Annotated in this window: 22 protein-coding genes and 1 pseudogene; 16 read left to right on the top strand and 7 right to left on the bottom strand. The window is 66.1% G+C overall.

The window, feature by feature from the left end; translation table 11 throughout:
- Positions 1-4 precede the first annotated feature (4 nt).
- Both A5709_RS11155 and A5709_RS11150 read right to left on the bottom strand, forming a co-directional pair.
- Positions 5-547 (bottom strand): PadR family transcriptional regulator, encoded by a 543-nt coding sequence (locus A5709_RS11155; RefSeq protein ID WP_067949264.1) that lies wholly within the window; start codon positions 545-547, stop codon positions 5-7.
- Between the two features lie 147 nt (positions 548-694).
- Positions 695-1,576: a DUF1707 domain-containing protein gene (locus A5709_RS11150; RefSeq protein WP_068119896.1), complete on the bottom strand. Its 882-nt coding sequence runs from the start codon at positions 1,574-1,576 to the stop codon at positions 695-697.
- Positions 1,577-1,696: 120 nt separating this feature from the next.
- On the opposite strand from A5709_RS11150, the gene A5709_RS11145 reads away from it, so the two are divergent.
- The 12 genes and pseudogenes from A5709_RS11145 to A5709_RS11090 all read left to right on the top strand — a co-directional run bounded on the left by A5709_RS11145 (position 1,697) and on the right by A5709_RS11090 (position 14,632).
- Positions 1,697-2,122, top strand: a complete 426-nt coding sequence (locus tag A5709_RS11145; protein WP_068119927.1) for a DUF5318 domain-containing protein — start codon at positions 1,697-1,699, stop codon at positions 2,120-2,122.
- Positions 2,115-4,688 (top strand): transglycosylase domain-containing protein, encoded by a 2,574-nt coding sequence (locus A5709_RS11140; RefSeq protein WP_369827306.1) that lies wholly within the window; start codon positions 2,115-2,117, stop codon positions 4,686-4,688. Before A5709_RS11145 ends, A5709_RS11140 begins: the two co-directional genes overlap by 8 nt.
- Positions 4,685-6,315 (top strand): annotated as a pseudogene (locus A5709_RS11135) (glycosyltransferase family 87 protein); the annotation flags it as partial. The gene A5709_RS11140 and the pseudogene A5709_RS11135, both read left to right, overlap by 4 nt.
- A gap of 9 nt (positions 6,316-6,324) precedes the next feature.
- Entirely contained in the window at positions 6,325-6,966 is a 642-nt protein-coding gene (locus tag A5709_RS11130; protein WP_068119893.1) for a DJ-1/PfpI family protein, read from the top strand.
- 144 nt (positions 6,967-7,110) lie between these two features.
- Entirely contained in the window at positions 7,111-7,401 is a 291-nt protein-coding gene (gene rpsF, locus A5709_RS11125) for a 30S ribosomal protein S6 (RefSeq protein WP_036362157.1), read from the top strand.
- Between the two features lie 111 nt (positions 7,402-7,512).
- On the top strand, positions 7,513-8,028 hold the full coding sequence (locus tag A5709_RS11120) for a single-stranded DNA-binding protein (RefSeq protein ID WP_068012091.1): 516 nt from the start codon (positions 7,513-7,515) through the stop codon (positions 8,026-8,028).
- A 37-nt stretch (positions 8,029-8,065) separates the two neighbouring features.
- Entirely contained in the window at positions 8,066-8,320 is a 255-nt protein-coding gene (gene rpsR / locus A5709_RS11115; protein ID WP_066950849.1) for a 30S ribosomal protein S18, read from the top strand.
- 31 nt (positions 8,321-8,351) lie between these two features.
- Positions 8,352-8,810, top strand: a complete 459-nt coding sequence (rplI, locus tag A5709_RS11110; RefSeq protein ID WP_068012092.1) for a 50S ribosomal protein L9 — start codon at positions 8,352-8,354, stop codon at positions 8,808-8,810.
- A gap of 529 nt (positions 8,811-9,339) precedes the next feature.
- Positions 9,340-11,967: a replicative DNA helicase gene (gene dnaB, locus A5709_RS11105; protein ID WP_068119892.1), complete on the top strand. Its 2,628-nt coding sequence runs from the start codon at positions 9,340-9,342 to the stop codon at positions 11,965-11,967.
- 251 nt (positions 11,968-12,218) lie between these two features.
- Positions 12,219-13,022, top strand: coding sequence for an SDR family oxidoreductase (locus A5709_RS11100; RefSeq protein WP_067949251.1), 804 nt, complete (start codon positions 12,219-12,221; stop codon positions 13,020-13,022).
- A gap of 103 nt (positions 13,023-13,125) precedes the next feature.
- Complete coding sequence (locus A5709_RS11095) at positions 13,126-14,019, top strand: helix-turn-helix domain-containing protein (protein ID WP_068119890.1); 894 nt, start codon at positions 13,126-13,128, stop codon at positions 14,017-14,019.
- A gap of 49 nt (positions 14,020-14,068) precedes the next feature.
- Positions 14,069-14,632, top strand: a complete 564-nt coding sequence (locus tag A5709_RS11090) for a DUF4262 domain-containing protein (protein WP_369806146.1) — start codon at positions 14,069-14,071, stop codon at positions 14,630-14,632.
- Positions 14,633-14,794: 162 nt separating this feature from the next.
- Here the strand turns inward: A5709_RS11090 and A5709_RS11085 are convergent, their stop codons facing one another.
- Complete coding sequence (locus tag A5709_RS11085; RefSeq protein ID WP_068119888.1) at positions 14,795-15,826, bottom strand: fused (3R)-hydroxyacyl-ACP dehydratase subunits HadA/HadB; 1,032 nt, start codon at positions 15,824-15,826, stop codon at positions 14,795-14,797.
- A gap of 138 nt (positions 15,827-15,964) precedes the next feature.
- Here A5709_RS11085 and A5709_RS11080 point away from each other — a divergent pair, with 138 nt between their 5' ends.
- Positions 15,965-16,291 carry a DUF1330 domain-containing protein gene (locus A5709_RS11080; RefSeq protein ID WP_068119886.1) on the top strand — a complete coding sequence of 109 codons (327 nt, stop codon included), beginning with the start codon at positions 15,965-15,967 and terminating at the stop codon, positions 16,289-16,291.
- A 31-nt stretch (positions 16,292-16,322) separates the two neighbouring features.
- Here the strand turns inward: A5709_RS11080 and A5709_RS11075 are convergent, their stop codons facing one another.
- The 3 genes from A5709_RS11075 to A5709_RS11065 all read right to left on the bottom strand — a co-directional run bounded on the left by A5709_RS11075 (position 16,323) and on the right by A5709_RS11065 (position 18,537).
- On the bottom strand, positions 16,323-16,709 hold the full coding sequence (locus A5709_RS11075; RefSeq protein ID WP_068119884.1) for a hypothetical protein: 387 nt from the start codon (positions 16,707-16,709) through the stop codon (positions 16,323-16,325).
- A gap of 203 nt (positions 16,710-16,912) precedes the next feature.
- Complete coding sequence (locus A5709_RS11070) at positions 16,913-17,623, bottom strand: hypothetical protein (RefSeq protein ID WP_156768015.1); 711 nt, start codon at positions 17,621-17,623, stop codon at positions 16,913-16,915.
- Positions 17,620-18,537, bottom strand: coding sequence for a hypothetical protein (locus A5709_RS11065; RefSeq protein ID WP_068119881.1), 918 nt, complete (start codon positions 18,535-18,537; stop codon positions 17,620-17,622). Before A5709_RS11065 ends, A5709_RS11070 begins: the two co-directional genes overlap by 4 nt.
- 183 nt (positions 18,538-18,720) lie before the next feature.
- Between A5709_RS11065 and A5709_RS11060 the strand changes: the two genes are divergently transcribed.
- On the top strand, positions 18,721-19,713 hold the full coding sequence (locus A5709_RS11060) for a glycoside hydrolase family 6 protein (RefSeq protein ID WP_197520120.1): 993 nt from the start codon (positions 18,721-18,723) through the stop codon (positions 19,711-19,713).
- A 190-nt stretch (positions 19,714-19,903) separates the two neighbouring features.
- The gene (locus A5709_RS27425) at positions 19,904-20,206 is read left to right on the top strand and encodes a hypothetical protein (protein ID WP_082953542.1); all 303 of its coding nucleotides are present in this window, start codon (positions 19,904-19,906) and stop codon (positions 20,204-20,206) included.
- 18 nt (positions 20,207-20,224) lie between these two features.
- On the opposite strand, the gene A5709_RS11055 is transcribed toward A5709_RS27425, so the two are convergent.
- A complete protein-coding gene (locus A5709_RS11055; RefSeq protein ID WP_068012102.1) occupies positions 20,225-21,052 on the bottom strand; it encodes a mycofactocin-coupled SDR family oxidoreductase in 828 nt (275 codons plus the stop codon).
- 210 nt (positions 21,053-21,262) lie between these two features.
- On the opposite strand from A5709_RS11055, the gene A5709_RS11050 reads away from it, so the two are divergent.
- The gene (locus A5709_RS11050) at positions 21,263-22,180 is read left to right on the top strand and encodes an LLM class F420-dependent oxidoreductase (protein WP_067949276.1); all 918 of its coding nucleotides are present in this window, start codon (positions 21,263-21,265) and stop codon (positions 22,178-22,180) included.
- Positions 22,181-22,329 lie beyond the last annotated feature (149 nt).

Below are 22,329 nucleotides of genomic sequence, written 5' to 3'. Positions count from 1 at the left end.
GGTTTTACGTCTGCTCGGAGAGGCCGGGCATCGCCCGCTCCGCAGCAATGAGCTCGTTGAGCCACTTCACTTCGCGCTCACTGGACTCGAGCCCCAGTTGGTGAAGTTGGCGGGTGTAGCGGTCGAACGAGTTACTGGCCCGCGCCACGGCTTCGCGCAGGCCTTCTCGCCGCTCCTCGACCTGACGGCGGCGGCCTTCCAGGATGCGCATCCGCGCCTCCGCCGGAGTCCGGTTGAAGAACGCCAGGTGCACCCCGAAGCCGTCGTCGGTGTAGTTGTGCGGGCCGGTGTCGGCCACCAGCTCAGCGAAGCGCCGACGGCCCTCGTCAGTTAGCTGGTAGACGCGCCGGGCCCGCCGAACGGGCGTTCCGGCCGGGGCGGCGTCCTCGGCGATCAACCCTTCGGCCTGCATCCGCCGGAGGGCCGGGTACAGCGAACCGTACGAGAACGCACGAAACGCACCGAGGAGGCCGGTCAGCCGTTTGCGCAACTCGTAACCATGCATCGGCGATTCGATGAGAAGGCCCAGGATGGCGAGCTCAAGCATCGAATCACCCCCTTTGCACGGTTGGTTACGACGGTTCGACGCCTCGCGTAATCGTATCGTCTCGATATATTCGCCACAACACCACCGAATGTTCGTCCGCTATTGGTTCGGGTGCGCCGAAATCGAATCGCGCCGGGGACCGGCTGGCTAAGACGGCAGATTGAGTTGCTTGACGGTGCCGTCACCTGCGAAGACGATGTAGCCACCACCGTAGTCGCTCGAGACATACAGCGATAGCGAGAGCGCGCCGGGGGTGGTGGGGTCCGTCGCCGGTTCGATGTTCAGGTACTCGGTCTTGACGTCCGACGGCTTCATGTGGAGGGTCTGCGGGGCGCCCCGCATGATGCCCACCGTCGCCGTGACGTCGAACTTGCTCAGGTCAACCGCAATGGGAGCGTCCGCGGAGCTTTTGGCCGAGCTGCTCGGGTCGCCCCAGCCCCCGCGGTAGGTGTAGGCCAGCACCCGGCGATCGTCGGAGGGGTCCGGCCGGTCGAGGACGGCGTAGGTCGGGTAGATCACGAGTCGATACCCCACGACGTCGCCGAACCGCTTGCGTGTTTGCTCGATCAGGCCCGTCAGCCCGCCGACCGAATGCAATTGGGTGGGCGGGGTCAGCACCACGGGGCCGACACCGTCGGGCTTGGCTCCGGGGTCGGTGGTGAAGTCCAGCGGTGATTGGGTGTTGCCGTATATGCCCCACCCGATGCCGACGCCCAACAGCACCGAGACGACGAAGGCGGCGGCAAGAACCCCCCAACCGCGGAGCTTCGGCGGCACCGGCCGGGCTTTGACCACCGGCGTCTGAAGCGCGCTGCTGTCGGTTTGCAGGTCGGTCACCAGGGCCTGCAGATCGCCGAGCGTGATCGCCTTGGTGGCCGCGCTGACCCGTTCCCGGTGCTCCTCCATGGAGAGCTCGCCGTCGGTCAGGGCGTTGTCCAGGATCTTGCAAGCGTCCTGCCGGTTGATGTCTTTGGCGCGGGTGTTCACCGCCACAGCGCCGCCCAACGACGTCCCGAGCCATTTCGCCACGGGGATGATCGTAGAGTCCGGCCCCGGTCCGGCACAGAATTCACGCGCCTGTACTCGGCTCGGGCCGCGACGGGTTTGGTTGCGTATCGGTGGTCCGGATGGCGACGTACTCTGGTGGGCGTGCGACTGCAGCGACAAGTGGTGGACTACGCGCTCCGGCGGCGAGCACTGCTGGCCGAGGTGTACTCGGGCCGCACGGGCGTGTCGGAGGTGTGTGACGCGAACCCTTATCTGCTGCGGGCCGCCAAGTTTCACGGGAAACCAAGCCAGGTCATGTGCCCGATCTGCCGCAAGGAGCAGCTGACTCTGGTGTCGTGGGTGTTCGGCGAACACCTCGGTCCGGTATCGGGCTCGGCACGCACCGCCGAAGAGTTGGTCATGCTGGCGACCCGATTCGAGGAGTTCGCCGTCCACGTGGTGGAGGTATGCCGAACCTGCGAGTGGAATCATCTGGTCAAGTCGTACGTGCTCGGAGCGGCGCGCCCTCCCAAGGGCACCCGCGGTACGCGGACGGCGCGAAACGGCACGCGCACGGCCATTGAATAACGACGGACGCCACAACCAGTCGTCCGGCGACGCGGATGGGTCGGCGACTGAGCGGGTGGGAAAACATGGAAGCGGCGAGCGCCCGCGTGGCGCGCCGTCGGCCGCCGGCCAACGCCGTGGGGTTCCGCCCGATGACCGGCTGACCACGATCCTTCCGCCGGTCGTCGATGACCGGTCGCCTCGGCGGCCCGATCCCAGCATCGAGGAAGTCAAAGCCGCGCTCGACAGCCCTTCATCGACGCCCGTGCAGCGGGACGCGATCCAGGAGGTCAAGGCCGCGCTGGACAGCCGGACACCTCCGCGCCGCGCAGGGCCACCATCGGGAGGCCGGCCGCCGGAAGGGCCGCCACCGCCGCTCGGTCCGGGGGGTCGCCGCGGTGGGCCGGACGGTTTCGGGCCCCGGCCGCCGCGTGACGTCCACTGGACCCAGCAGATCAACTGGTTGTGGGTGCGCCGCGCGGCCTACCTGTCGGCGGCGGTGCTCGTGCTCCTGCCGATCGTCACGTTCGCCATGGCGTACTTCATCGTCGACATCCCCAAGCCGGGCGATTTGCGCACCAACCAGGTCTCCACCATCCTCGCCAGCGACGGGTCAGAGATCGCGAAAATCATTCCGCCCGAAGGCAATCGGGTTGACGTCAACATCAGCCAGGTGCCGGTGCACGTGCGCCAGGCGGTGATCGCCGCCGAGGACCGCAATTTCTACTCGAACCCGGGGTTCGATTTCAGCGGCTTTGCCAGGGCGGTGAACAACAACCTGTTCGGCAACGGCGATCTGCAGGGCGGGTCGACCATCACGCAGCAATACGTGAAGAACGCGCTGGTGGGCTCGGCTCAACACGGCGTCAGCGGCCTGATGCGCAAGGCCAAGGAACTGGTGATCGCCACCAAGATGTCGGGGGAGTGGTCGAAAGACGATGTGCTGCAGGCTTACCTGAACATCATCTATTTCGGCCGGGGCGCCTACGGCATCTCCGCCGCTGCCAAGGCGTACTTCAACAAGCCCGTCGAGCAGTTGACCGTCTCGGAGGGGGCGCTCCTGGCGGCGCTGATCCGCCGGCCGTCGTCACTCGACCCGGCCGTCGATCCGCAGGGGGCCCGGGCCCGTTGGAACTGGGTGCTCGACGGCATGGTGGAGACCAAGGCGCTGTCGTCAAATGACCGTGCCGCGCAGGAGTTCCCGCAGACGGTGCCGCCCGATCAGGCCCGCGCGGAGAACCAGACGACGGGACCCAACGGGCTGATCGAGCGCCAGGTGACCAAAGAGTTGATGGAGCTGTTCAACATCGACGAGCGGACTCTGAACACGCAGGGCCTACAGGTCACCACCACCATCGACCCGAAAGCCCAGCAGGCCGCCGAGAAGGCGGTATCGAAATACCTTGACGGACAAGACCCGGACATGCGGTCGGCGGTGGTGTCGATCGACCCGCACGACGGGTCGATACGCGCGTACTACGGCGGTGCGGACGCCCAGGGTTTCGACTTCGCGCAGGCGGGTCTGCAGACCGGTTCGTCGTTCAAGGTGTTCGCCTTGGTCGCCGCGCTCGAGCAGGGGATCGGTCTGGGATATCAGGTCGACAGTTCGCCGCTGACGGTCGACGGCATCAAGATCACGAACGTCGACGGCGAGGGCTGCGGGACGTGCAACATCGCCCAGGCGCTCAAGCAATCGCTGAACACCTCTTATTACCGGCTGATGCTCAAGCTCAAGGGCGGACCGCAGGCCGTCGCGGACGCCGCGCACCAGGCCGGTATCGCGACCAGCTTCCCCGGCGTGGACCACACGCTGTCCGAGGACGGCAAGGGCGGGCCACCCAACAACGGAATCGTGCTGGGGCAGTACCAGACCCGGGTGATCGACATGGCCTCGGCGTACGCCACGCTGGCCGCCTCCGGCGTGTACCACCGGCCGCATTTCGTGCAGAAGGTCGTCAACTCCGAAGGGCAGGTGCTCTTCGACGCGAGCAAGTCCGACAACAACGGCGAGCAGCGCATCCCCAAGGCCGTCGCCGACAACGTCACCGCGGCCATGGAGCCGATCGCCAGCTACTCGCGCGGGCACTCCTTGTCCGGCGGCAGGCCGTCGGCGGCCAAGACTGGCACCACGCAGCTGGGTGACACCACCGCCGACAAGGACGCCTGGATGGTCGGGTACACGCCGTCGTTGTCGACGGCCGTGTGGGTGGGCACCGCCAAAGGTGATGTGCCGCTCGTAACCGCCTCGGGCGCACCGGTTTACGGCTCCGGGCTGCCGTCGGACATCTGGAAATCGACGATGGACGGCGCCCTGAAGGGCACCTCCAATGAATCCTTCCCCAAGCCGACCGAAATCGGCGGATACGCGGGTGTCCCGGCGCCGCCACCTCCGCCGCCCGCGCCCTCGGTGACCGTTATTCAGCCCACCGTCGAGGTGGCGCCGGGCATCACGATCCCGGTCGGCCCGCCCACGACGGTCACTGTTGGGCCGGCACCGCCGGGCGGTGGCGGCCCTGGCGGTCCCGAGTCGGGCGTCCCGCCGGGTGGTCCGCAAGCTCCCGCGCCGGCTGGCCAGCCACCGCCGTGACCGGGGCCGAGCATCGCAGCACCACCATTTCTCCAGAGCCGCTCGCCGGCGATCTGCGTAGCGTCGACAACCGCGACTGCCCGAGCCGCACCGACTCACTGGGCGCCGCCCTGGCAGAAGTCGCCGGGGGGCCGGTGGGCAGGCACGCGCTGATCGGGCGTGCCCGGGTGATGACGCCACTGCGGGTGATGTTCTTGATCGGACTGGTATTCCTGGCGCTCGGCTGGTCGACCAAGGCCGCCTGCCTGCAGAGCACCGGCACCGGGACCGGCGATCAGCGGGTAGCCAACTGGGAGAACCAACGCGCGTACTACGAGCTGTGCTACTCGGATACCGTTCCGCTCTATGGCGCGGAGCTGTTGAGCCAGGGGAAGTTTCCGTACAAGTCGAGCTGGATCGAGACCGACGGCAGCGGGACCCCGCAGACCCGTTACGACGGCCGGCCCGCGGTGCGCTACATGGAGTATCCGGTGCTGACCGGGATGTATCAGTACGTGTCGATGGCGCTGGCGAAGACCTACACCGCGCTGAGCAAGCTGGCTCCGCTGCCGGTGGTCGCCGAGGTGGTGATGTTCTTCAACGTCGCGGCGTTCGGTCTGGCGCTGGCCTGGCTCGCCACCGTCTGGTCGACGGCCGGCCTGGCGGGGCGCCGGATTTGGGATGCGGCCCTGGTGGCCGCGTCGCCGCTGCTGATCTTCCAGATCTTCACCAATTTCGACGCGCTGGCAACGGCATTCGCGATGGCCGGAGTGCTGGCCTGGGCGCGGCGCAAACCGGTGCCGGCCGGCGTGCTGATCGGATTGGGCGCCGCGGCCAAGCTGTATCCGTTGTTGTTCCTGGGTCCCATGGCGGTCCTGGCGATCCGGACCGGGCGCTATCGCGCTCTGGCTCGAACGGCGGTAACCGCCGCGGCCACCTGGCTGTTGGTCAACCTGCCGGTGTTGGTGCTGTTTCCCCGCGGCTGGTCGGAGTTCTTCCGGCTCAACACCCGACGGGGCGACGACATGGACTCGCTCTACAACGTGGTGAAATCGTTCACCGGCTGGCACGGGTTCGACGCCAAACTCGGGTTTTGGGAGCCGCCCACCGTGCTCAACACCGTGGTCACGGTCCTGTTCGTAACCGGTTGTGCGGCAATCGCATACGTCGCGCTGACCGCTCCGAAGCGGCCGCGGCTGGCGCAGTTGCTGTTCTTGGTGGTGGCCGTCTTCCTGTTGACCAACAAGGTGTGGAGCCCGCAGTTCTCGCTCTGGCTGGTGCCGCTGGCGGTGCTGGCCTTGCCGCATCGCCGGATCCTGCTGGCGTGGATGACCATCGATGCGGTGGTGTGGGTGCCGCGGATGTACTACCTATACGGCAACCCGAACCGCTCGCTGCCGGAGCAATTCTTTACGACGACGGTGTTGCTGCGCGACATCGCCGTAATCGGGCTGTGCGCCTTGGTGATCCGTCAGATCTACCGGCCCGATGAAGACTTGGTGCGCTGGAACGGCCGGGCGGACGACCCGTCGGGCGGCCCATTCGATCGTGCGCCCGACGCCCCGCCCCGGTGGCTGCCGGACTGGCTACGACCGGCCGGCATGCGCCGCGCTCCGGCGCCCGAGATCGAGTCCCCGGTGCCGGCCGGCGTGGCGCCATGACGCTCGTCGCCGTCCCGTTATTCCCCCGGGTGACCGCGCTCGACGCGGTGGGGCCCTACGAAGTGTTGCAACGCATCCCGTCGGTCGAGGTGGTGTTCATCGGCCACCGCCGGGGCGAGGTGCGCACGGAAAACGGGATGCTCGGCCTCAGCTGCGACGCGAGATTCGACGAGGTCACCTCGCCGGACGTGGTGCTGGTCCCCGGCGGGATCGGCACGCGCCGGCTGATCCACGACAACACCATCCGCGAATGGTTACAAACCGTACACCCGGCGACGACCTTCACCACGTCGGTGTGTACCGGTGCGCTGCTGCTGGCCGCCGCCGGTTTGCTCGACGGGCTCACCGCCACGACGCACTGGCGCGCCAGGGACCTGCTCAACGAGCTCGGCGCCCGGTACGTGCCGGACCGGGTCGTCGAGCACCTGCCGCAGCGGCTCATCACCGCGGCGGGGGTGTCCAGCGGCATCGACATGGCCTTACGGCTGGTCGAGCTCCTAGTCGACCGCCAGGCCGCCCAGGCCGCTCAGCTGCTCATCGAATACGACCCGCAGCCGCCGTTCGATTCAGGTGCCCTGGTCAAGGCCGATCAGGCGACGGTCGACAGGGCCACCGAATACTTGGACGCCCGGCAGTAGCCGGGTTGCTCGAGGGCCCGGATTCGTCGCGCTTTTGGAGGCCACCGCGCCCATCCGGTAGCCTTGTGCGGTTGCCGACGCAGGCGACCCTCCTGCCACGGAACGACCGTGGCCGTGCAGACCAGAGGAGGTGGTGAGGTTTCCATGCGTCCATACGAAATCATGGTCATTCTTGACCCCACGCTCGACGAGCGCACCGTTGCTCCGTCGTTGGAGACGTTCCTGAACGTCGTCCGGAAAGACGGCGGGACCGTCGAAAAGGTCGACATCTGGGGCCGGCGCCGGCTGGCCTACGAGATCGCCAAGCACGCCGAAGGCATCTATGTCGTCGTCGACCTGAAGGCGGAGCCGGCGACGGTCTCCGAGCTCGACCGCCAGCTGAGCCTCAACGAGTCGGTATTGCGCACCAAGGTGATGCGCACCGACAAGCACTAACACCCGTGGCTGAGTCGCGGGCCCACGGTCGGTGGACTTGCGTAGGCTCAGCGAGGATACGTGCCATTCACCGTCGGAGAAGCGAGTAGCAGGCGGAACGAGGAGGAAACTGTGGCTGGTGACACCACTATCACCGTTGTCGGAAATCTGACCGCCGACCCCGAACTGCGGTTCACCCCGTCCGGTGCCGCCGTCGCGAATTTCACCGTGGCGTCGACCCCGCGAATCTATGACCGCCAGAGCGGGGAATGGAAGGACGGCGAGGCGCTCTTCCTGCGATGCAACATCTGGCGGGAGGCCGCCGAGAACGTCGCCGAGAGCCTCACCCGCGGCGCACGCGTGATCGTGACGGGCCGGCTCAAGCAGCGTTCCTTCGAGACGCGCGAAGGTGAGAAGCGCACCGTCGTCGAGGTCGAGGTCGACGAGATCGGGCCCTCGCTGCGGTACGCCACGGCGAAGGTCAACAAGGCCAGTCGCAGCGGCGGCGGCGGTGGCGGCGGCTTCGGCGGTGGGGGCGGGTCCCGTCAGGGCTCGGCGCCGGCGAGCAGCGCGCCCGCCGACGACCCGTGGGGCAGCGCCCCGGCATCCGGGTCCTTCGGCGGCGGCGACGACGAACCGCCGTTCTAAAAAACTTCAACAGTAAGAAACGGAAAGAAAGACAGTCATGGCTAAGTCCAGCAAGCGACGTCCGGCTCCGGAAAAGCCGGTCAAGACGCGGAAGTGTGTCTTCTGCTCGAAAAAGGGGCAAGCGATCGATTACAAGGACACCGCGTTGCTTCGCACCTATATCAGTGAGCGCGGCAAGATCCGGGCGCGGCGCGTCACCGGGAACTGCGTGCAGCACCAGCGTGACATCGCGATCGCGGTGAAGAATGCCCGCGAGGTGGCTCTGCTGCCCTTCACGTCCTCGGCACGATAGCCGCCGAATCCAAAGCGAAAGTACGAAAACGATGAAGCTGATTCTGACGGCCGACGTCGACCACCTCGGTACCGTCGGCGACACGGTCGAGGTCAAGGACGGCTACGGCCGCAATTTCCTGCTCCCGCGCGGTCTGGCGATCGTCGCCTCACGCGGTGCGCAGAAGCAGGCCGACGAGATCCGCCGCTCCCGCGAAGGCAAGGCGGTGCGCGACCTCTCACACGCCAACGAACTCAAGACCGCGATCGAGGCGCTGGGTCCCGTCCAACTGCCGGTGCGGACCGCGGCCGACTCCGGAAAGCTGTTCGGCTCGGTGACGTCCGGTGACGTCGTCGCGGCCATCAAGCAGGCCGGTGGGCCGAACCTGGACAAGCGGATCGTGCGGCTGCCCAAGTCGCACATCAAGGCTGTCGGCACCCACCCGGTGTCCGTGCACCTGCATCCCGAGGTCAATGTCGAGATCGCTCTCGAGGTCGTCGCGGAGAGCTAAGCCTCCAGCGTTTGCTCTTTCCCGGCGGCGGCCATCATCGGCCGCCGCCGGGCTTAGTTGTGCTGCAGTCACGCGCCCGGGCCGCATGGCGGGTGGTCGCGGACGCGCGTCCTAGCGAACTATCGCCCGGGGGTGTTCAGCGGACCCTATTTACCCGGCCGTAACGCTGCGAAAATATGGCCGAAAGCCAACACGCCCGGCGCAGTAACCTGCGACGACACGCCGTAGAGATTCTTGTCCACACGAATTTCGTCGCGTTACATGGCCCTTAACAGCACCGATGTCAGAGCCCCTTGAATTCATACACAGGTTCTACACACCCCACTCAACACAGGTGTCGATGGATATGCACACACGATGCACAGGTTCATGAACAGCGGCCCTTTCACCTACTAGCCAGCAACGTCTAACGTCGTCCCGGCGCATGGCGTGCGAGTGCTGTGGGGCGAAAGTGTCGGCTCCTTGACTTACGCTGACGAAAGCGGTTTTCGAATGTACGTTCGGATGCGTGGCAGGGGAGGAGGGATCCATGGCGGTCGTCGATGACTTGGCGTCGGGCATGGATTCGTCGGCGCCCAGTGAGGACTTCGGCCGTCAACCACCGCAGGATCTCGCGGCGGAGCAGGCGGTGCTGGGCGGCATGCTGCTGAGCAAGGACGCCATCGCCGATGTGCTGGAGCGGTTGCGGCCCGGCGACTTCTACCGCCCCGCGCACCAGAACGTTTACGACGCCATCTTGGACCTCTACGGCCGCGGCGAGCCTGCCGACGCGGTGACCGTGGCCGCGGAACTGGACCGCCGGGGGATGCTGCGCCGCATCGGCGGGGCGCCATACCTGCACACCCTGATTTCGACTGTGCCCACGGCGGCCAACGCGGGTTACTACGCGACCATCGTGGCCGAGAAGGCGCTGCTGCGCCGACTAGTGGAGGCCGGCACGCGCGTCGTGCAGTACGGCTACGCGGGCGCCGAGGCCGACGACGTGGCCGAGGTGGTCGACCGAGCGCAGGCGGAGATCTACGAGGTTGCCGACCGGCGGACGACGGAGGATTTCGTTCCGCTGGAGGACCTGCTGCAGCCGACGATGGACGAGATCGACGCCATCGCCTCCAACGGCGGGGTGGCGCGCGGGGTGCCGACCGGCTTCACCGAACTCGACGAGGTGACCAACGGTCTGCACGCCGGGCAGATGATCATCGTGGCGGCCAGGCCTGGCGTGGGCAAGGCACTCGCATTGGATACGCCGTTGCCCACACCGACCGGCTGGACGACGATGGGCGATGTCGCGGTCGGTGATGAGTTGCTTGGCGCCGACGGACTGCCGACGCGGGTGGTGGCCGCCACCGAGGTGATGCTGGGCCGGCCCTGTTACGAGGTGGAGTTCTCCGACGGGACGGTCATCGTCGCCGACGCGGAGCATCAGTGGCTGACCGAGACGCGCGCGTCCCGGAAGTCGGCGCAGGCGGCCGCCGTCGGCTACAACCGGTATAAGAATCAGCGCACCTTTGCGGCGGTGCGAACGACTGCCGAGATCGCCGACACCGTGCGCTGCAACACGCTGGACCGGCGGCTGAACCACAGCGTGGTCAACGCGCGCGCACTCGACCTGCCGGATCGCGAATTGCTGGTTCCCGCATACACTCTCGGTGCCTGGCTCGGCGACGGCACCAGCGCCGCGGCCCAGATCACCACGGCCGATCCCGAGCTCATTATGCGGATCGAAGCCGACGGCTTCGTCGCGGTCCCATCGAGCTCCGCTCGATACCGTTACCAACTGCGCCTTCCCGCTGATGCCGAGCCGGCTCCTCGGCAGTGCGTGGTATGCGGCAAGGATTTCACCCCCCACACCAGCCAGGTGCGGACTTGCGGACGCTCATGCGGTGGCCGCGCACGGTTTGTCTCCGCTCCCGTGCCGGTTCCCACGTGCGTGCGCTGCGGCGGGCCCTCCTGCGGGCTGCGGTTGTGCCAGAGCTGCCACAACGCCGTGGGGACGTTGCAGGCGCGGCTGCGGACGCTCGGAGTGCTCGGAAACAAGCACATTCCGATGGACTACCTGCGGGCATCCGAGACGCAGCGACGCGCGCTGCTCGCCGGTCTACTCGACACCGACGGGACCGTGACGGGTGGCGGGGCCGTTCAGTTTGCCGTTACCAACCAGCGGCTGGCGTGCGATGTCGCCGAGCTGATCGTGAGCCTCGGCTATCGTTGCCAAACTTCGACCAAGCGAGTGCGAGGCCGCAGCGAATCGTCCAGCATCGCCTACACGCTGACGTTCTCCACCGACGACGCGGTGTTCGCGCTACCGCGAAAGGCTATGCTGCACAAGGAGCGCCGGGCCGCGACCGGAACCGCCCGCACCGGATCGCGCTTCATCGTGGATGTCCGCCCAGTCAACAGCGTTCCCGTGCGGTGTGTCGAAGTGGACAACGACAGCCACCTGTACCTGGCGAGCAACGCCATGGTTCCCACCCATAACTCCACGCTCGGCCTGGATTTCTTGCGGTCCTGCTCGATCAAGCACCGGCTGGCCAGCGTCATCTTCTCGCTGGAAATGAGCAAGTCCGAGATTGTCATGCGGCTGCTGTCGGCGGAAGCGAAGATCAAACTCGCCGACATGCGTTCCGGGCGCATGAGCGACGACGACTGGACGCGCCTGGCGCGGCGGATGAGCGAAATCAGCGAGGCGCCACTGTACATCGACGACTCGCCGAACCTCACCATGATGGAGATTCGCGCCAAGGCGCGCCGGCTGAAGCAGAAGGCCGACCTGCGTCTGGTGGTGGTCGATTATCTGCAGCTGATGTCGTCGGGAAAGAAGGTCGAGTCGCGGCAGCTAGAGGTTTCGGAGTTCTCGCGCCAACTCAAACTGTTGGCCAAGGAGCTCGAGGTCCCCGTGGTCGCGATCAGCCAGCTGAACCGAGGCCCCGAGCAGCGCACCGACAAGAAGCCGATGCTCTCTGACCTTCGTGAGTCGGGATCGCTGGAGCAGGACGCCGACATGGTGATCCTGCTGAACCGGCCGGACGCCTTCGAGCGGGACGATCCGCGCGGGGGAGAGGCGGATTTCATTCTGGCCAAACACCGTAACGGCCCGACCAAGACGGTCACCGTCGCGCACCAGCTGCACTTGTCGCGGTTCTCCAACATGGCGCGGTAGGGCGACGCGGCGCTTGGGGTCTCACGGAACATTTCGGAATCTTGCTGCTGGTGTTCGGCAGAGTCGACAGGTCATTGAAAGCATTCACGGAGCGCCCGCGCGTCAGGCGGATTGCAGGTCACTGCGCCGGGGTGGCTCTGCCAGTACCTGTATCGCCAGGATCTTCCTGCTGCCCGGAAGGGCGGCCTAATTTGTTGTGGCCGGTTCGCTGCTGAGCGAAGCGCCGCGCAACTAATGATGGAAGGCGACGCATGTCCGATGACCAATTCACCACGCACACTGGGCTTTTCGATCTGACCGGGAAGAACGCCCTCGTCACCGGTGGCACCAGGGGGATCGGAATGATGATAGCCCGCGGGCTTCTCCAAGCAGGTGCCCGCGTGATCATCAGCTCACGCAACGCAGACGCTTGCGCGGAGGCACAACAGCTGCTGTCCGAGTTCGGCGAGGTGCAGGCGATCCCCGCCGACCTGTCCAGACACGACGAGTGTCAGCGTCTCGCCGACGTCGTCACCATAGGCTCCGACCGCCTAGACATCCTCGTCAACAACGCGGGGGCGATGTGGCGTGAGCCGCTGGCGACTTTCCCCGACGAGGCCTGGGATACCGTCATCGACCTCAACCTGAAATCGCCGTTCTGGCTGGTGCAGGCTCTGCTACCCGCGCTACTCAGCGCGGGCACCCCCGACGACCCCGCGCGGATCATCAACATCGGCAGCATCGCTGCCATCCACGTCGCGCAGTCGCCCAACTACTCGTACGCCAGCAGCAAAGCAGCACTGCATCAGCTCACCCGGGTGCTCGCCAGGGAACTCGGACCCCAGCACGTGACGGTGAATGCGGTAGCGCCAGGAGCATTTCCGTCTCAGATGATGGCGACCACACTCGATGCGATGGGCGATACGATCGCGGCGTCGGCCCCCCTGCGCCGGCTCGGTCGCGACGACGACATGGCAGGTGTCGCCGTCTTCCTCGCCAGCAGGGCTGGGGCCTATCTGACGGGCGCGATCGTCCCGGTCGACGGCGGCATAGCCACGACCGCGTCCGGCACGTAAGCGTGCACGCGGGCTGCCGTGGACACCGGAGCCACGGGTAGCGCAGTCACCGGGGCACCCGCAGGACCTCCCTTCGGTTGCGGGGCTGCCCTACGGTGAGGAAATGGCCACGACGGATTTGCGCACCGAGATCCGGGAGTTTCTCAGCTCGCGTCGCGCCCGGATCGCACCCGAACAGACGTCCCTGCCCGCGTACGGCGGCAACCGCCGGGTTAAAGGTCTGCGGCGCGAGGAGGTAGCGCTGCTAGCAGGGATATCGGTCGATTACTACGTGCGATTGGAGCGCGGCGGCCTCACGAGCGCCTCCCCCGGCGTGCTCGACGCGGTGGCTTCTGCCTTGCAGCTCGACGAGGCGGAGCGTCTGCACCTGTTTCACCTGGCGCGTCGATCCGGGAATCCCAGCGGTACGCGCCGTCGCAAGGCGGACGTGACGGTGCGCCCGGCGCTACAACAGGTGCTTGACGCCATCACCGATGCACCAGCATGGATCCGCAACGCCCGCTTCGACGTGCTCGCCATGAATCAACTTGCCCGCGCGCTATATTCACCGGTGCTGGCCGGTCCCCGACGGCCCGCGAACATGGCGCGGTTCGTGTATCTAGATCCCGAGACGGCAAGATCTCTCTTCGTCGACTACGACCAGATCGTTTGTGATGTCGCGGCGAAGCTACGCATGGAAGCCGGCCGCAATCCGCACGACGACGAGCTGATCGCCCTGGTCGGCGAACTCTCAACGTGCAGTGAGCTATTCCGGCGGCGGTGGGCATCTCATGATGTGCGGGTACTGCGGTCCGGACGCAAGCGTGTGCACCACCCGATCGTCGGCCGGCTCGACCTGGACTACGAGTCCATGGAACTGGCCGCCGAACCCGACCTGCACCTCAACGTCTACACCGCAGCCGCGGGCACGCCGACCGCTGACGGTCTAGCCGTCCTGGCATCGTGGGCGGCGAGTCAAAAGACTCTCGCGACTGAGCTTTTGATGCCCAACGGATAGTTGAACAATGTGGTTGAGCAAGTCTGCTAGGCCCTAGTGACCTTAGGGCGTGGTCTCGGTGGTGCGCGTCCGGGAACTTGTCGGAGGCTGCGTGCATGCTGGTGCGCAACCACGACGAAAGGGAACGGCGATGTGCTGGCAATGCGACAATCCAGACGGCACAACCGAGCAATACCTGGACGCACTGCGTGCAATCATGCGCGAACGCGGTTGGGCGGTTCAGTATGTCGAGAGCGAAAATAGACCGTTCGCCTACACGGTCGGGCTACACGATCGAGGGCTACCAGAGTTATTGATGACAGGTTTGCCCGCCGACACGGCTTGTCGCGTGCTGAATTCCATTGCTCACATGATCGTCGACGACCACACCGTGCTGGCACCGGCGATGCACATCGACTACCAAGACAGGTTTCTTATCGAGGTGGTCGAGGTCGAGCATCCCGACGTCCACTTGAAGTTCGCGGTCGAATTCTTCGGCCCACGGGTTCGTGCCCTGCAATTGGTTTGGGCTGACGAGAAGGGCCGTTGGCCTTGGGATGCGCGGTGGGGACATGGCCGGCGTCGGCAGCCGGTCCTCGGCGTTCGCGCAGCTTGGCCAAGCTCGGCCGCCTAACCGTGGCCGCCAGCACCTGCAGTCGGCAAGCAGAAATTCCGCGCGTTTTGCTGCACCACCGCAGCAGCCGCTTGGGATGGTCAATCACACAGGCAATCAAGGTGTTTCGGGCCCGTGCGCCCGCTGACGCGGGCCGACTGCATACCGTCCCCGCGGGGCCGGTCAGCGGAAGCGGATGTTCAACGTCGCCAAGCCGAAGATTTTGCGGCCACCGGATTTAGCGCCGACGATGATCACACCGGCGCGGGTCTCCGGGTCCAGCGACTTGATCCGGCCGCTGTATTCGATGTCCGCACCGCCGGCGGCCGACACGACAGCGGGCTGCGACAATCGCACCGCATAGCGGGTCACCGCACCGGGGTCGCCCGACCATGCGGAGGCGAACGCGGCACCCAAACCCATGGTGAGCATGCCGTGGGCGATCACATCGGGCTGGCCTGCCAGCTTGGCGACGTTCTCGTCCCAGTGCAGCGGGTTGGCGTCGCCGGCCACGCCGGCATAGTTCACCAGGTCGCCGCGGGACAGCCGGGCGTGGTGCACCGGCAGCTCATCGCCGACCTTGAGGTCATCGAAGGAGATGGTGCCCGGGATGCGTTGCGTGCCGCCCTGCGCTATCCGCACGTCGGCCTCGGGACGTTCCGTCTTGCGGTATGCCGCTTCGGAGGTATCGATCCCGGCGAGATTCACGTCGTGCATCACCACGTTCTCCGCGGCAGTCAGCATCGCTGGATCGACGTCGTCCGCGGTGACTCCGACGACGGTCGTGTGCATGGTGTGCACCCGTTCGCCGGCCGCGTCCGTGAACGTGTTGGTCACAGTGATCAGATCCCTGCCGGCGATTCTGCGCACCGATGACAGCTCGACGTCAGTGTGCAGTTCATCGCCGGCCACGATCGGCCGGTGCTGCTCGAAGACTTCTTCGGTCTGGAGGTACATGTCGTAACCGACGACCACCGATTCGAACAGGTGCCGGTTGGCGACCATGCCGGGGATCGACGTGAACGTCAGCGGCGCCACCAGGCCCGAATAGCCGAGTTTCGCGGCAGCCGCGACATCCCAGTGCGCGGGGTGATAGTCCTGCACCGCGCGCGCATACTCGCGCACCTTCTCAGAGGAGACCCGGTAGCTGTCGTCGACTCGGTAGTAGTGGCCGACGCGTGATTCGAGCGTTGACTTTTCTGCTGCTGCGGTCATGAATTGCTCAACTTTTCTATCGCCCGGTTCGCGGCGGCCGACCAAGGCACCCTAGCGCGCCGACATCCAGCCGGTAACGCCGCTGTGGAGCACCCGCCGGCCGCCGGCACACCATGTAGCCCCGTAACGTCTGCGGCCATGACCGTTTATGCCCTGAACCTCTTTAATATCGCCGACGCCGACGAGTACCGCGCATACTCACGCCGGTCACCCGCCGAGGTGGCGAGGCACGGCGGTCGGGTCGTCGCGCTCGGCAGCTTCCAGCATGCGGTTGTCGGCGACATCGAGCCGCGGCAAGTGCTGATACTGGTGGAATGGGAATCACGCGAGGCGTTCGACCGCTACTGCAACGACCCGGAAATCGCCGATCTGCATCCGCATCGTGAGAACGGATCATCGGGATACATTTGGCACCTATTCGACCGCCTCGACGACCTCAGGCCGATTCTGAACGCGGCTCATTAGCCGAAGCCGGGAACGCATCGGGTGGTCGGCGCTACAGCTGATCTTTAGCCGGTGCGCAGACGGTCCACCGTCCTTCTTCCTTGCGGAAGTACATAGTCTGCGATTGGTTGTCCTGGAACAGGAGGTTTGCAGACGCCGCGTTGCCGCGCACCACGACACCCCCGATCTTGAATTTTGGTTTGGCCGCGTTGGCCACCTCGCCTCCCGGGTCTGCTACGGAATCCAGATACGGCTCAGCTTCCTCGCGGCACATTAGCCCGGCGATTTCTTGCGGTTTACCCTTGCTGACCGATTCGGAGAAGGCGTTGATCAACGCTTTGATCTTGGTGGGGTCGCTGTTGTGGTAGTGGTGGTACGCCGCGATGGTCGCGATGCCGCCGCCGACGGCGATCACGATGACCGCGAGCGCGGCATACAACCAGCCGTTTCTACGTCGGCGCGGCGGCGGCCCAGGCGGGGGTGGCCCCCACCAGCTGCCGGCCGGCGGGGCCCACGGCCCGGGCTGCGGTGTGGGCGCCCCATATATCGGTTGCGGTAGGGGCGGCGGCCCATAGGGCGGCTGTGGCGGCCAGGACGCTCCGCCGTGCGGGTTACCGTGATTGGGCGTTGTCATATTGGGGCTCAGTCGATTTCATCGAATTGGGCGGTCATGGTTTCATCAAGCAGTGTGCCGAAATCTTCTGGGTCCTCGGGCACCCCGCCGTAGACGGTGACGGCCTGCCCCGGGGGAAGGTCGGGTGAGAGGCATACGTGTGAGTCCGCGGTGGTGGCCAGGAGCAGCAGGCGCGTGGGGTCTACCGCATCTCGCGGCCAGTTGGATTCCGGTAGTCCCTCTGGGCACCCCAGGTATTCGGCGTAGGTCTGCAGGTGCCGAGGTTGAATGGGGCCGTTGGACATCCAGTCGGGGCCGACGAAGCCAGCGTGCGTCTCGCGGTAGAAGCGGCGCACGGCGTCGGGGATCGCTTCGGCGAACCGCAACTCGGTGGTGTTGCACAGCGCCGGGTCCCACCCGATCCAGCAGACGACGTGCCGCCGGCCGGCGTCGTAATGCTCGACGGCGTAGACCAGGACCGCTTCCCCCCTGACGCGGCCGAGACGGACGTCCACGAGTTCGGTCTTGAATGCGCGGGCGAAGGTGGGAACCAATTCCAGAAAGTCGCTGTTCCACAGCGACACTGCTGCCGAGCGCCGGGCTTCCGCCGCATCGGATCGCGCGATCGGCCGCCAGGGTTCCGGCACATCGTCCGTGCATCCGATTTCGGCGAGGATGACCGGCTCGGAGTGGGTGACCCTTCCGAGAATCGCCTCGATTTCCGAGATTTCCACTGTCATCGGCTGGGCGGGAGTGTCGTGAGCAATTGGTTGATCAGGTCTTGCAGCGTCGCGCGGGTGTCATTCTCCAGTTGTATTTGCTCCTGGACCCACTTGGGGTCGGCGTCACCGATCCTGGCGACACTGTCCGAATTCTTCATGCCATTGGCATAGGCCGACAGCCATTGCAAATTTCGTGGCGAGTTGGCCACCACGTACATGTACTCGGCGGGCAGGTTGAGAAAGCCGGGCACGTACATCAGCTGAGCGATCGGAACAATATGGTCCACGACGACCGCGGGTCGCGAGGGATCGGTCGCCATGCCCGGTATCGGCGCGCCGTTGCGCGCCGGGTCGGGAGTGCCGACGCTCGGTTTGCTCTGCCCCTGCAGTACCAGATCATCAGGCCAAGGCCCCTTTTGACGCAGCTGCTTGAAGACTGGCTGCATCGGGGGAGCAACCGCTACCCCGCCCAGCGAATTCCTGGGCGGCGGGGCAGGCGGCGCATAACCCGGCGGCAGCCCGGCCTTCGCGGCGTTGATCTTGTCGATCCGGTCCTGGGAAGGTCTCGGCAGCGTTCCATGGTCGGCCAATTTGGCTATGACTGCCGCGCAACTGCTGAGATTCGCTTGCGCCTGACTGCCGCGGGCATTCAGTTGGGCGGCTTCGGCATCGTAAGCGTCGGCCGCTGCCTGCTCCCTCGGCACGACGAAGTCATGGGGTTGGGCGTTGTGGCGGGCGATCTCGGCATTTACCGAATCGAGGGCCCGCTGCTGGGACTCACAACCCTGCGGAGGTCCCGGTGCGGCAGCACCGGGCGCTATGGACATCTCACCCGTAAGGCCGAAAAGGAACAGGACCGCGGCCAACACGAAGACCAGCGACCGGACAGCCGCCGGCAGCGCCACCCGACTTATCGGCTTGTCACGCTTCATCTCGATGCGAGGTTACCCATTTTCTGTTGCCGACCCGCGGTGACGTTGTAGCCGAAGGCGCGGGCGCTTCGGCCGCCGGGTCAAAGTAGTCGGGGTTTGCTGTCACTTTTCGGCGCATCTCGACAACGCCGCGCTATGGACATCGATTCGCGATCGATGCGTCGAAGCACTACTTTTCCTATCGTGATCTCGTCAGCTGCCAGTGTCCTCGCGCGGTGGATTACTCCCGTCCTGACCATCGCGGCGCTTGCCGGCATGGGCCCCCTGCACGTTGCCCCAGCTCCCGCGGTGCGCTTGGCCAGCGACGGGGATCCGCTGGCCGGAGCGCCGTTCTACGTCAATCCCAACTCGGCGGCCATGCGCGCAGCGCAGAGCGCCGACCCGCCGAGCGCCGAGTTGACCGCGATCGCCAACACGCCGCAGGCGTACTGGATCGTCCCGGGCTCGTCGGCGTCCACCGTCGGGAAATACGTCGGCGACGCGAATGCCGCCGGCGCCATCCCGGTCCTGGCGATCTATGGAATCCCGCACCGCGATTGCGGCAGCTTCGCCGCGGGCGGCATGGGGTCGGCGGACGACTACCGCGGGTGGATCGACGGCATCGCATCCGGCGTGGGCGCCTCCCGGGTCGCGGTCGTCCTCGAACCCGACGCGCTCGCTATGGCCGATTGCCTGTCGGCCGATCAGCGCCAAGAACGCTACGACATGATCCGCTACGCGGTCGACACACTGACGCGGGATCCCAACGCGGCCGTCTACGTCGATGCCGGTCACTTGCGCTGGCACAGCGCCGAGGACATGGCCGCGAGGCTCAACCAGGCCGGCGTCGGCCACGCGCGAGGTTTCAGCGTCAACACGGCGAACTTCTTCACCACCGAAGACGAAATCGGCTACGGCGAAGCGATTTCGGGGCTCACAAACGGATCGCACTATGTGATCGATACGTCACGTAATGGCGCCGGGCCTGCGCCCGACTCCGAGCTCAACTGGTGCAATCCCAGCGGCCGCGCGCTGGGCACCCCGCCGACCGCGGCTACGGCCGGGGCGCACGCCGACGCCTACCTGTGGATCAAACGCCCCGGCGAGTCCGACGGGTCATGCGGCAAAGGTGATCCCGCAGCGGGCACCTTCGTGAGCCAGTACGCGATCGATCTGGCTCGTAAGGGTGGCCAGTAGTCGCGAGGCTGCACACGGGCAGGCGCGGCACTCGCGCGTCCGTGCAGCTACCGTACGAACGGCTCGCAGAGTGAGGTTCTCAACCCCTCACCACTGACGGTGAACATTCTTGGCGGCAGGTTCAAACCGCCAGCGAGCGTCAATCGCTGGCGTTACGCTCGGTGAATCAGCCAGGAGATTCGAGTTAGACATGAGCCATCTTGAGCGTCTCATCGGTGGGTTCATTGCAGCCGTCGCGTTGCTGATCGCCGCCAGCAACTTCCTCGGGTTACCCACCGCGTCCGCTGATCCGGTCTGCGGTGTGCCGGGAACGCCGCCGTGTGCGGGTCCTAGTCCGTTGACGCCCGAGCAGCAGTGCGCCTTCATCGCGTGGCGATCGATGATGCCGTGCAACTGGCTTGGGGTGCAAGTGCCCGCGGGCACGCCCGGCAGTTGGGACAACCCGCCAGCACCGCCGCCTCCAGCGCCGCCACCACCGCCACCCCAGCCCTGACCCTCCGCCTGCCGGACGTCAGATCTTCAAATAGCCCTTGTCGGCGGGAATTTGGGCGGCGGTGACCAACGACGAGGCGTCGCTGGCAAGCCAGACCACGATGTCGGAGATCAGGCCGGGTGCCGCCAGTGAGTCCGTCGGCAGCGCGCCCGGCGAGAAGCTGTGGATGTAATGCGGATGGTCCTGGAATACCTGGTACATCGACAGGTCGTTGCCCATCGGGGTGTCGGTGCCGTACGGGTGCACCGAGTTCACGCGGATACCGAATTCGCCGAGTTCGATCGCCAGCGAGTTGGTGAGGCCGACCACTCCGAATTTGCTTGCACAGTAGTGTCCGCAGCCCGGGACGGCTTTGATTCCCGCCGCGGAGCTGATGTTGATGATCGATCCGCCGTTACCGGCCGCGATCATCGGCGGCACAACGGATTTCATGGTGTTCCACAGCCCGGTGAGGTTTGTGTCGATGATTTCTTGCCATTGCTTGGCCGAAATCTCCCACAGGCGGCCCCAATTCAGCACGCCGGCGTTGGCGACGACGATGTCGAGTCGGCCGAATTGCTCGATCGCATTCGCCACGACCCGTTGCTGGCCGGCCAAGTCACGCACGTCCACCTCCGCGGCGAGCATTTTGCGCCCCTCGCCTTCCACCAGGCTGACGGTCTCGGCCAGGTCTTCCGGGAGCGCGGGGGGATAGCCGTTGTGTTCGGCGACGGGCGCGCACGCGTCGATCGCGACGATGTCGGCGCCCGCCCGGGCGAGGCGGACGCAGTGGGAGCGGCCCTGGCCGCGGGCGGCCCCGGTCACGTAGGCGACTCTGCCGGCTAGCGGCGCGGCGGGATCGGTCATGCCGACAACTCCTTTGAGTACGACGCTGGCTTAAACTGGCCGCCGCGAACAGCCTTCGTCACCGACAGCTTCCAGCGCCATTTGCGCACCTTAGCGACACGTGTTCAAGCTGGTCAACGCTTCACTGAGCGGCCGACACAAGCGGGCACGTTTTCGATCACCGTGATTGCGATAGGAATGCCCGCGCGGGCGGATTGGTTGGTTGACCTTATGCCCACCGGAATCATTCTCATGGCCCGCCCTGATGCTGCCAACCTGGTCGACGACGTGATCGCCCAGGCCCGAGAAGCCTACGGACACGGAGTCACCCAGGTGTGGCTGCCTCAGCAGCAGAACTATGACGCGATCGCGCTAGCGGCGCTCGTCGGGGCTGCCGTGCCCGGCCTGGGCGTGGGAACGTCGGTGGTCCCGATCAATCCGCGCCACCCGCTGATCGTCGCTTCGTTGGCGCAAACCGCACAGGCCGCTGCGCACGGCAACTTCAGCCTTGGGCTCGGGCTGGGTGCCCGCCAGATCGAACGCGAGGCCTTCGGCACCGACTGGTCGAACACCATCACCCGATTGCGGGAGCATCTGACGATCCTCGGGTCGGTGTTCAACAACGCCGCAGTCGATTTCCACGGCAGCGAACTCAGCGCGAGCCCGACCTGGCCGGTACAGGTTCCGGGCGGGACGCCCATCCCCGTGTATGTGGCGGCGATGGGCCCAAAGGCGTTGCGGGTCACCGGCGAACTGGCAGACGGAACATTGCCGTATCTGGCCGGGCCCCGGACCATCGGCGAATTCATCGTGCCGGAGATCACGAAGGCGGCGGCCGATGCGGGTCGCCCCGCGCCGCGCGTCATCGCCGCCGTTCCGGTGCTGTTGTCCGACGATGTCGAGGCCGCCGAGGCCGTCGCCGCGCAACAGCTGAGCATGTACGAGAGCATCCCGTCGTATCGCAACGTAATCGCCAGGGAAGGAGTCGCCAGCATCACCGAGCTCGCCGCCATCGGACCCGAGGAACGTGTCGTGCGGCAGCTACGCCGTTATCGCGATGCGGGCGCCACCGACGTGGTGATCAGCCCGATCGACCGCTCAGCGTCTGCGGACCGGGCAGCGTTATGGAGACTCACCGCCGCGCTGTGAACCGCCACTCGCACCGGCATGGCCGTGCGACGGTTACCGGATGACAAGCGTCACCGTGCCGTCTGTCGCCGCAAGGATTCGAGCCCACGCCTTGCCCGAGGCACCGGAACGATTCGCGCGCGAGGCCGCGCCGTTCGGAGCCATCACGT

It is taken from the genome of Mycobacterium sp. E1386 (genome assembly GCF_001672745.1).
Lineage (GTDB): Bacteria > Actinomycetota > Actinomycetes > Mycobacteriales > Mycobacteriaceae > Mycobacterium.
The sequence above is the reverse complement of the archived record's forward strand: the minus strand, read 5'-3'. Positions and strand labels throughout refer to the sequence as shown.

Coding starts and splice junctions, on each gene's coding strand:
- A5709_RS11155 (WP_067949264.1), bottom strand. CDS start 547: ATGCTTGAGCTCGCCATCCTGGGCCTTCTCATCGAATCGCCGATGCAT.
- A5709_RS11130 (WP_068119893.1), top strand. CDS start 6,325: ATGACGCTCGTCGCCGTCCCGTTATTCCCCCGGGTGACCGCGCTCGAC.
- rpsF (WP_036362157.1), top strand. CDS start 7,111: ATGCGTCCATACGAAATCATGGTCATTCTTGACCCCACGCTCGACGAG.
- rpsR (WP_066950849.1), top strand. CDS start 8,066: ATGGCTAAGTCCAGCAAGCGACGTCCGGCTCCGGAAAAGCCGGTCAAG.
- rplI (WP_068012092.1), top strand. CDS start 8,352: ATGAAGCTGATTCTGACGGCCGACGTCGACCACCTCGGTACCGTCGGC.
- dnaB (WP_068119892.1), top strand. CDS start 9,340: ATGGCGGTCGTCGATGACTTGGCGTCGGGCATGGATTCGTCGGCGCCC.
- A5709_RS11100 (WP_067949251.1), top strand. CDS start 12,219: ATGTCCGATGACCAATTCACCACGCACACTGGGCTTTTCGATCTGACC.
- A5709_RS11095 (WP_068119890.1), top strand. CDS start 13,126: ATGGCCACGACGGATTTGCGCACCGAGATCCGGGAGTTTCTCAGCTCG.
- A5709_RS11085 (WP_068119888.1), bottom strand. CDS start 15,826: ATGACCGCAGCAGCAGAAAAGTCAACGCTCGAATCACGCGTCGGCCAC.
- A5709_RS11080 (WP_068119886.1), top strand. CDS start 15,965: ATGACCGTTTATGCCCTGAACCTCTTTAATATCGCCGACGCCGACGAG.
- A5709_RS11070 (WP_156768015.1), bottom strand. CDS start 17,623: ATGACAGTGGAAATCTCGGAAATCGAGGCGATTCTCGGAAGGGTCACC.
- A5709_RS11065 (WP_068119881.1), bottom strand. CDS start 18,537: ATGAAGCGTGACAAGCCGATAAGTCGGGTGGCGCTGCCGGCGGCTGTC.
- A5709_RS27425 (WP_082953542.1), top strand. CDS start 19,904: ATGAGCCATCTTGAGCGTCTCATCGGTGGGTTCATTGCAGCCGTCGCG.
- A5709_RS11055 (WP_068012102.1), bottom strand. CDS start 21,052: ATGACCGATCCCGCCGCGCCGCTAGCCGGCAGAGTCGCCTACGTGACC.
- A5709_RS11050 (WP_067949276.1), top strand. CDS start 21,263: ATGCCCACCGGAATCATTCTCATGGCCCGCCCTGATGCTGCCAACCTG.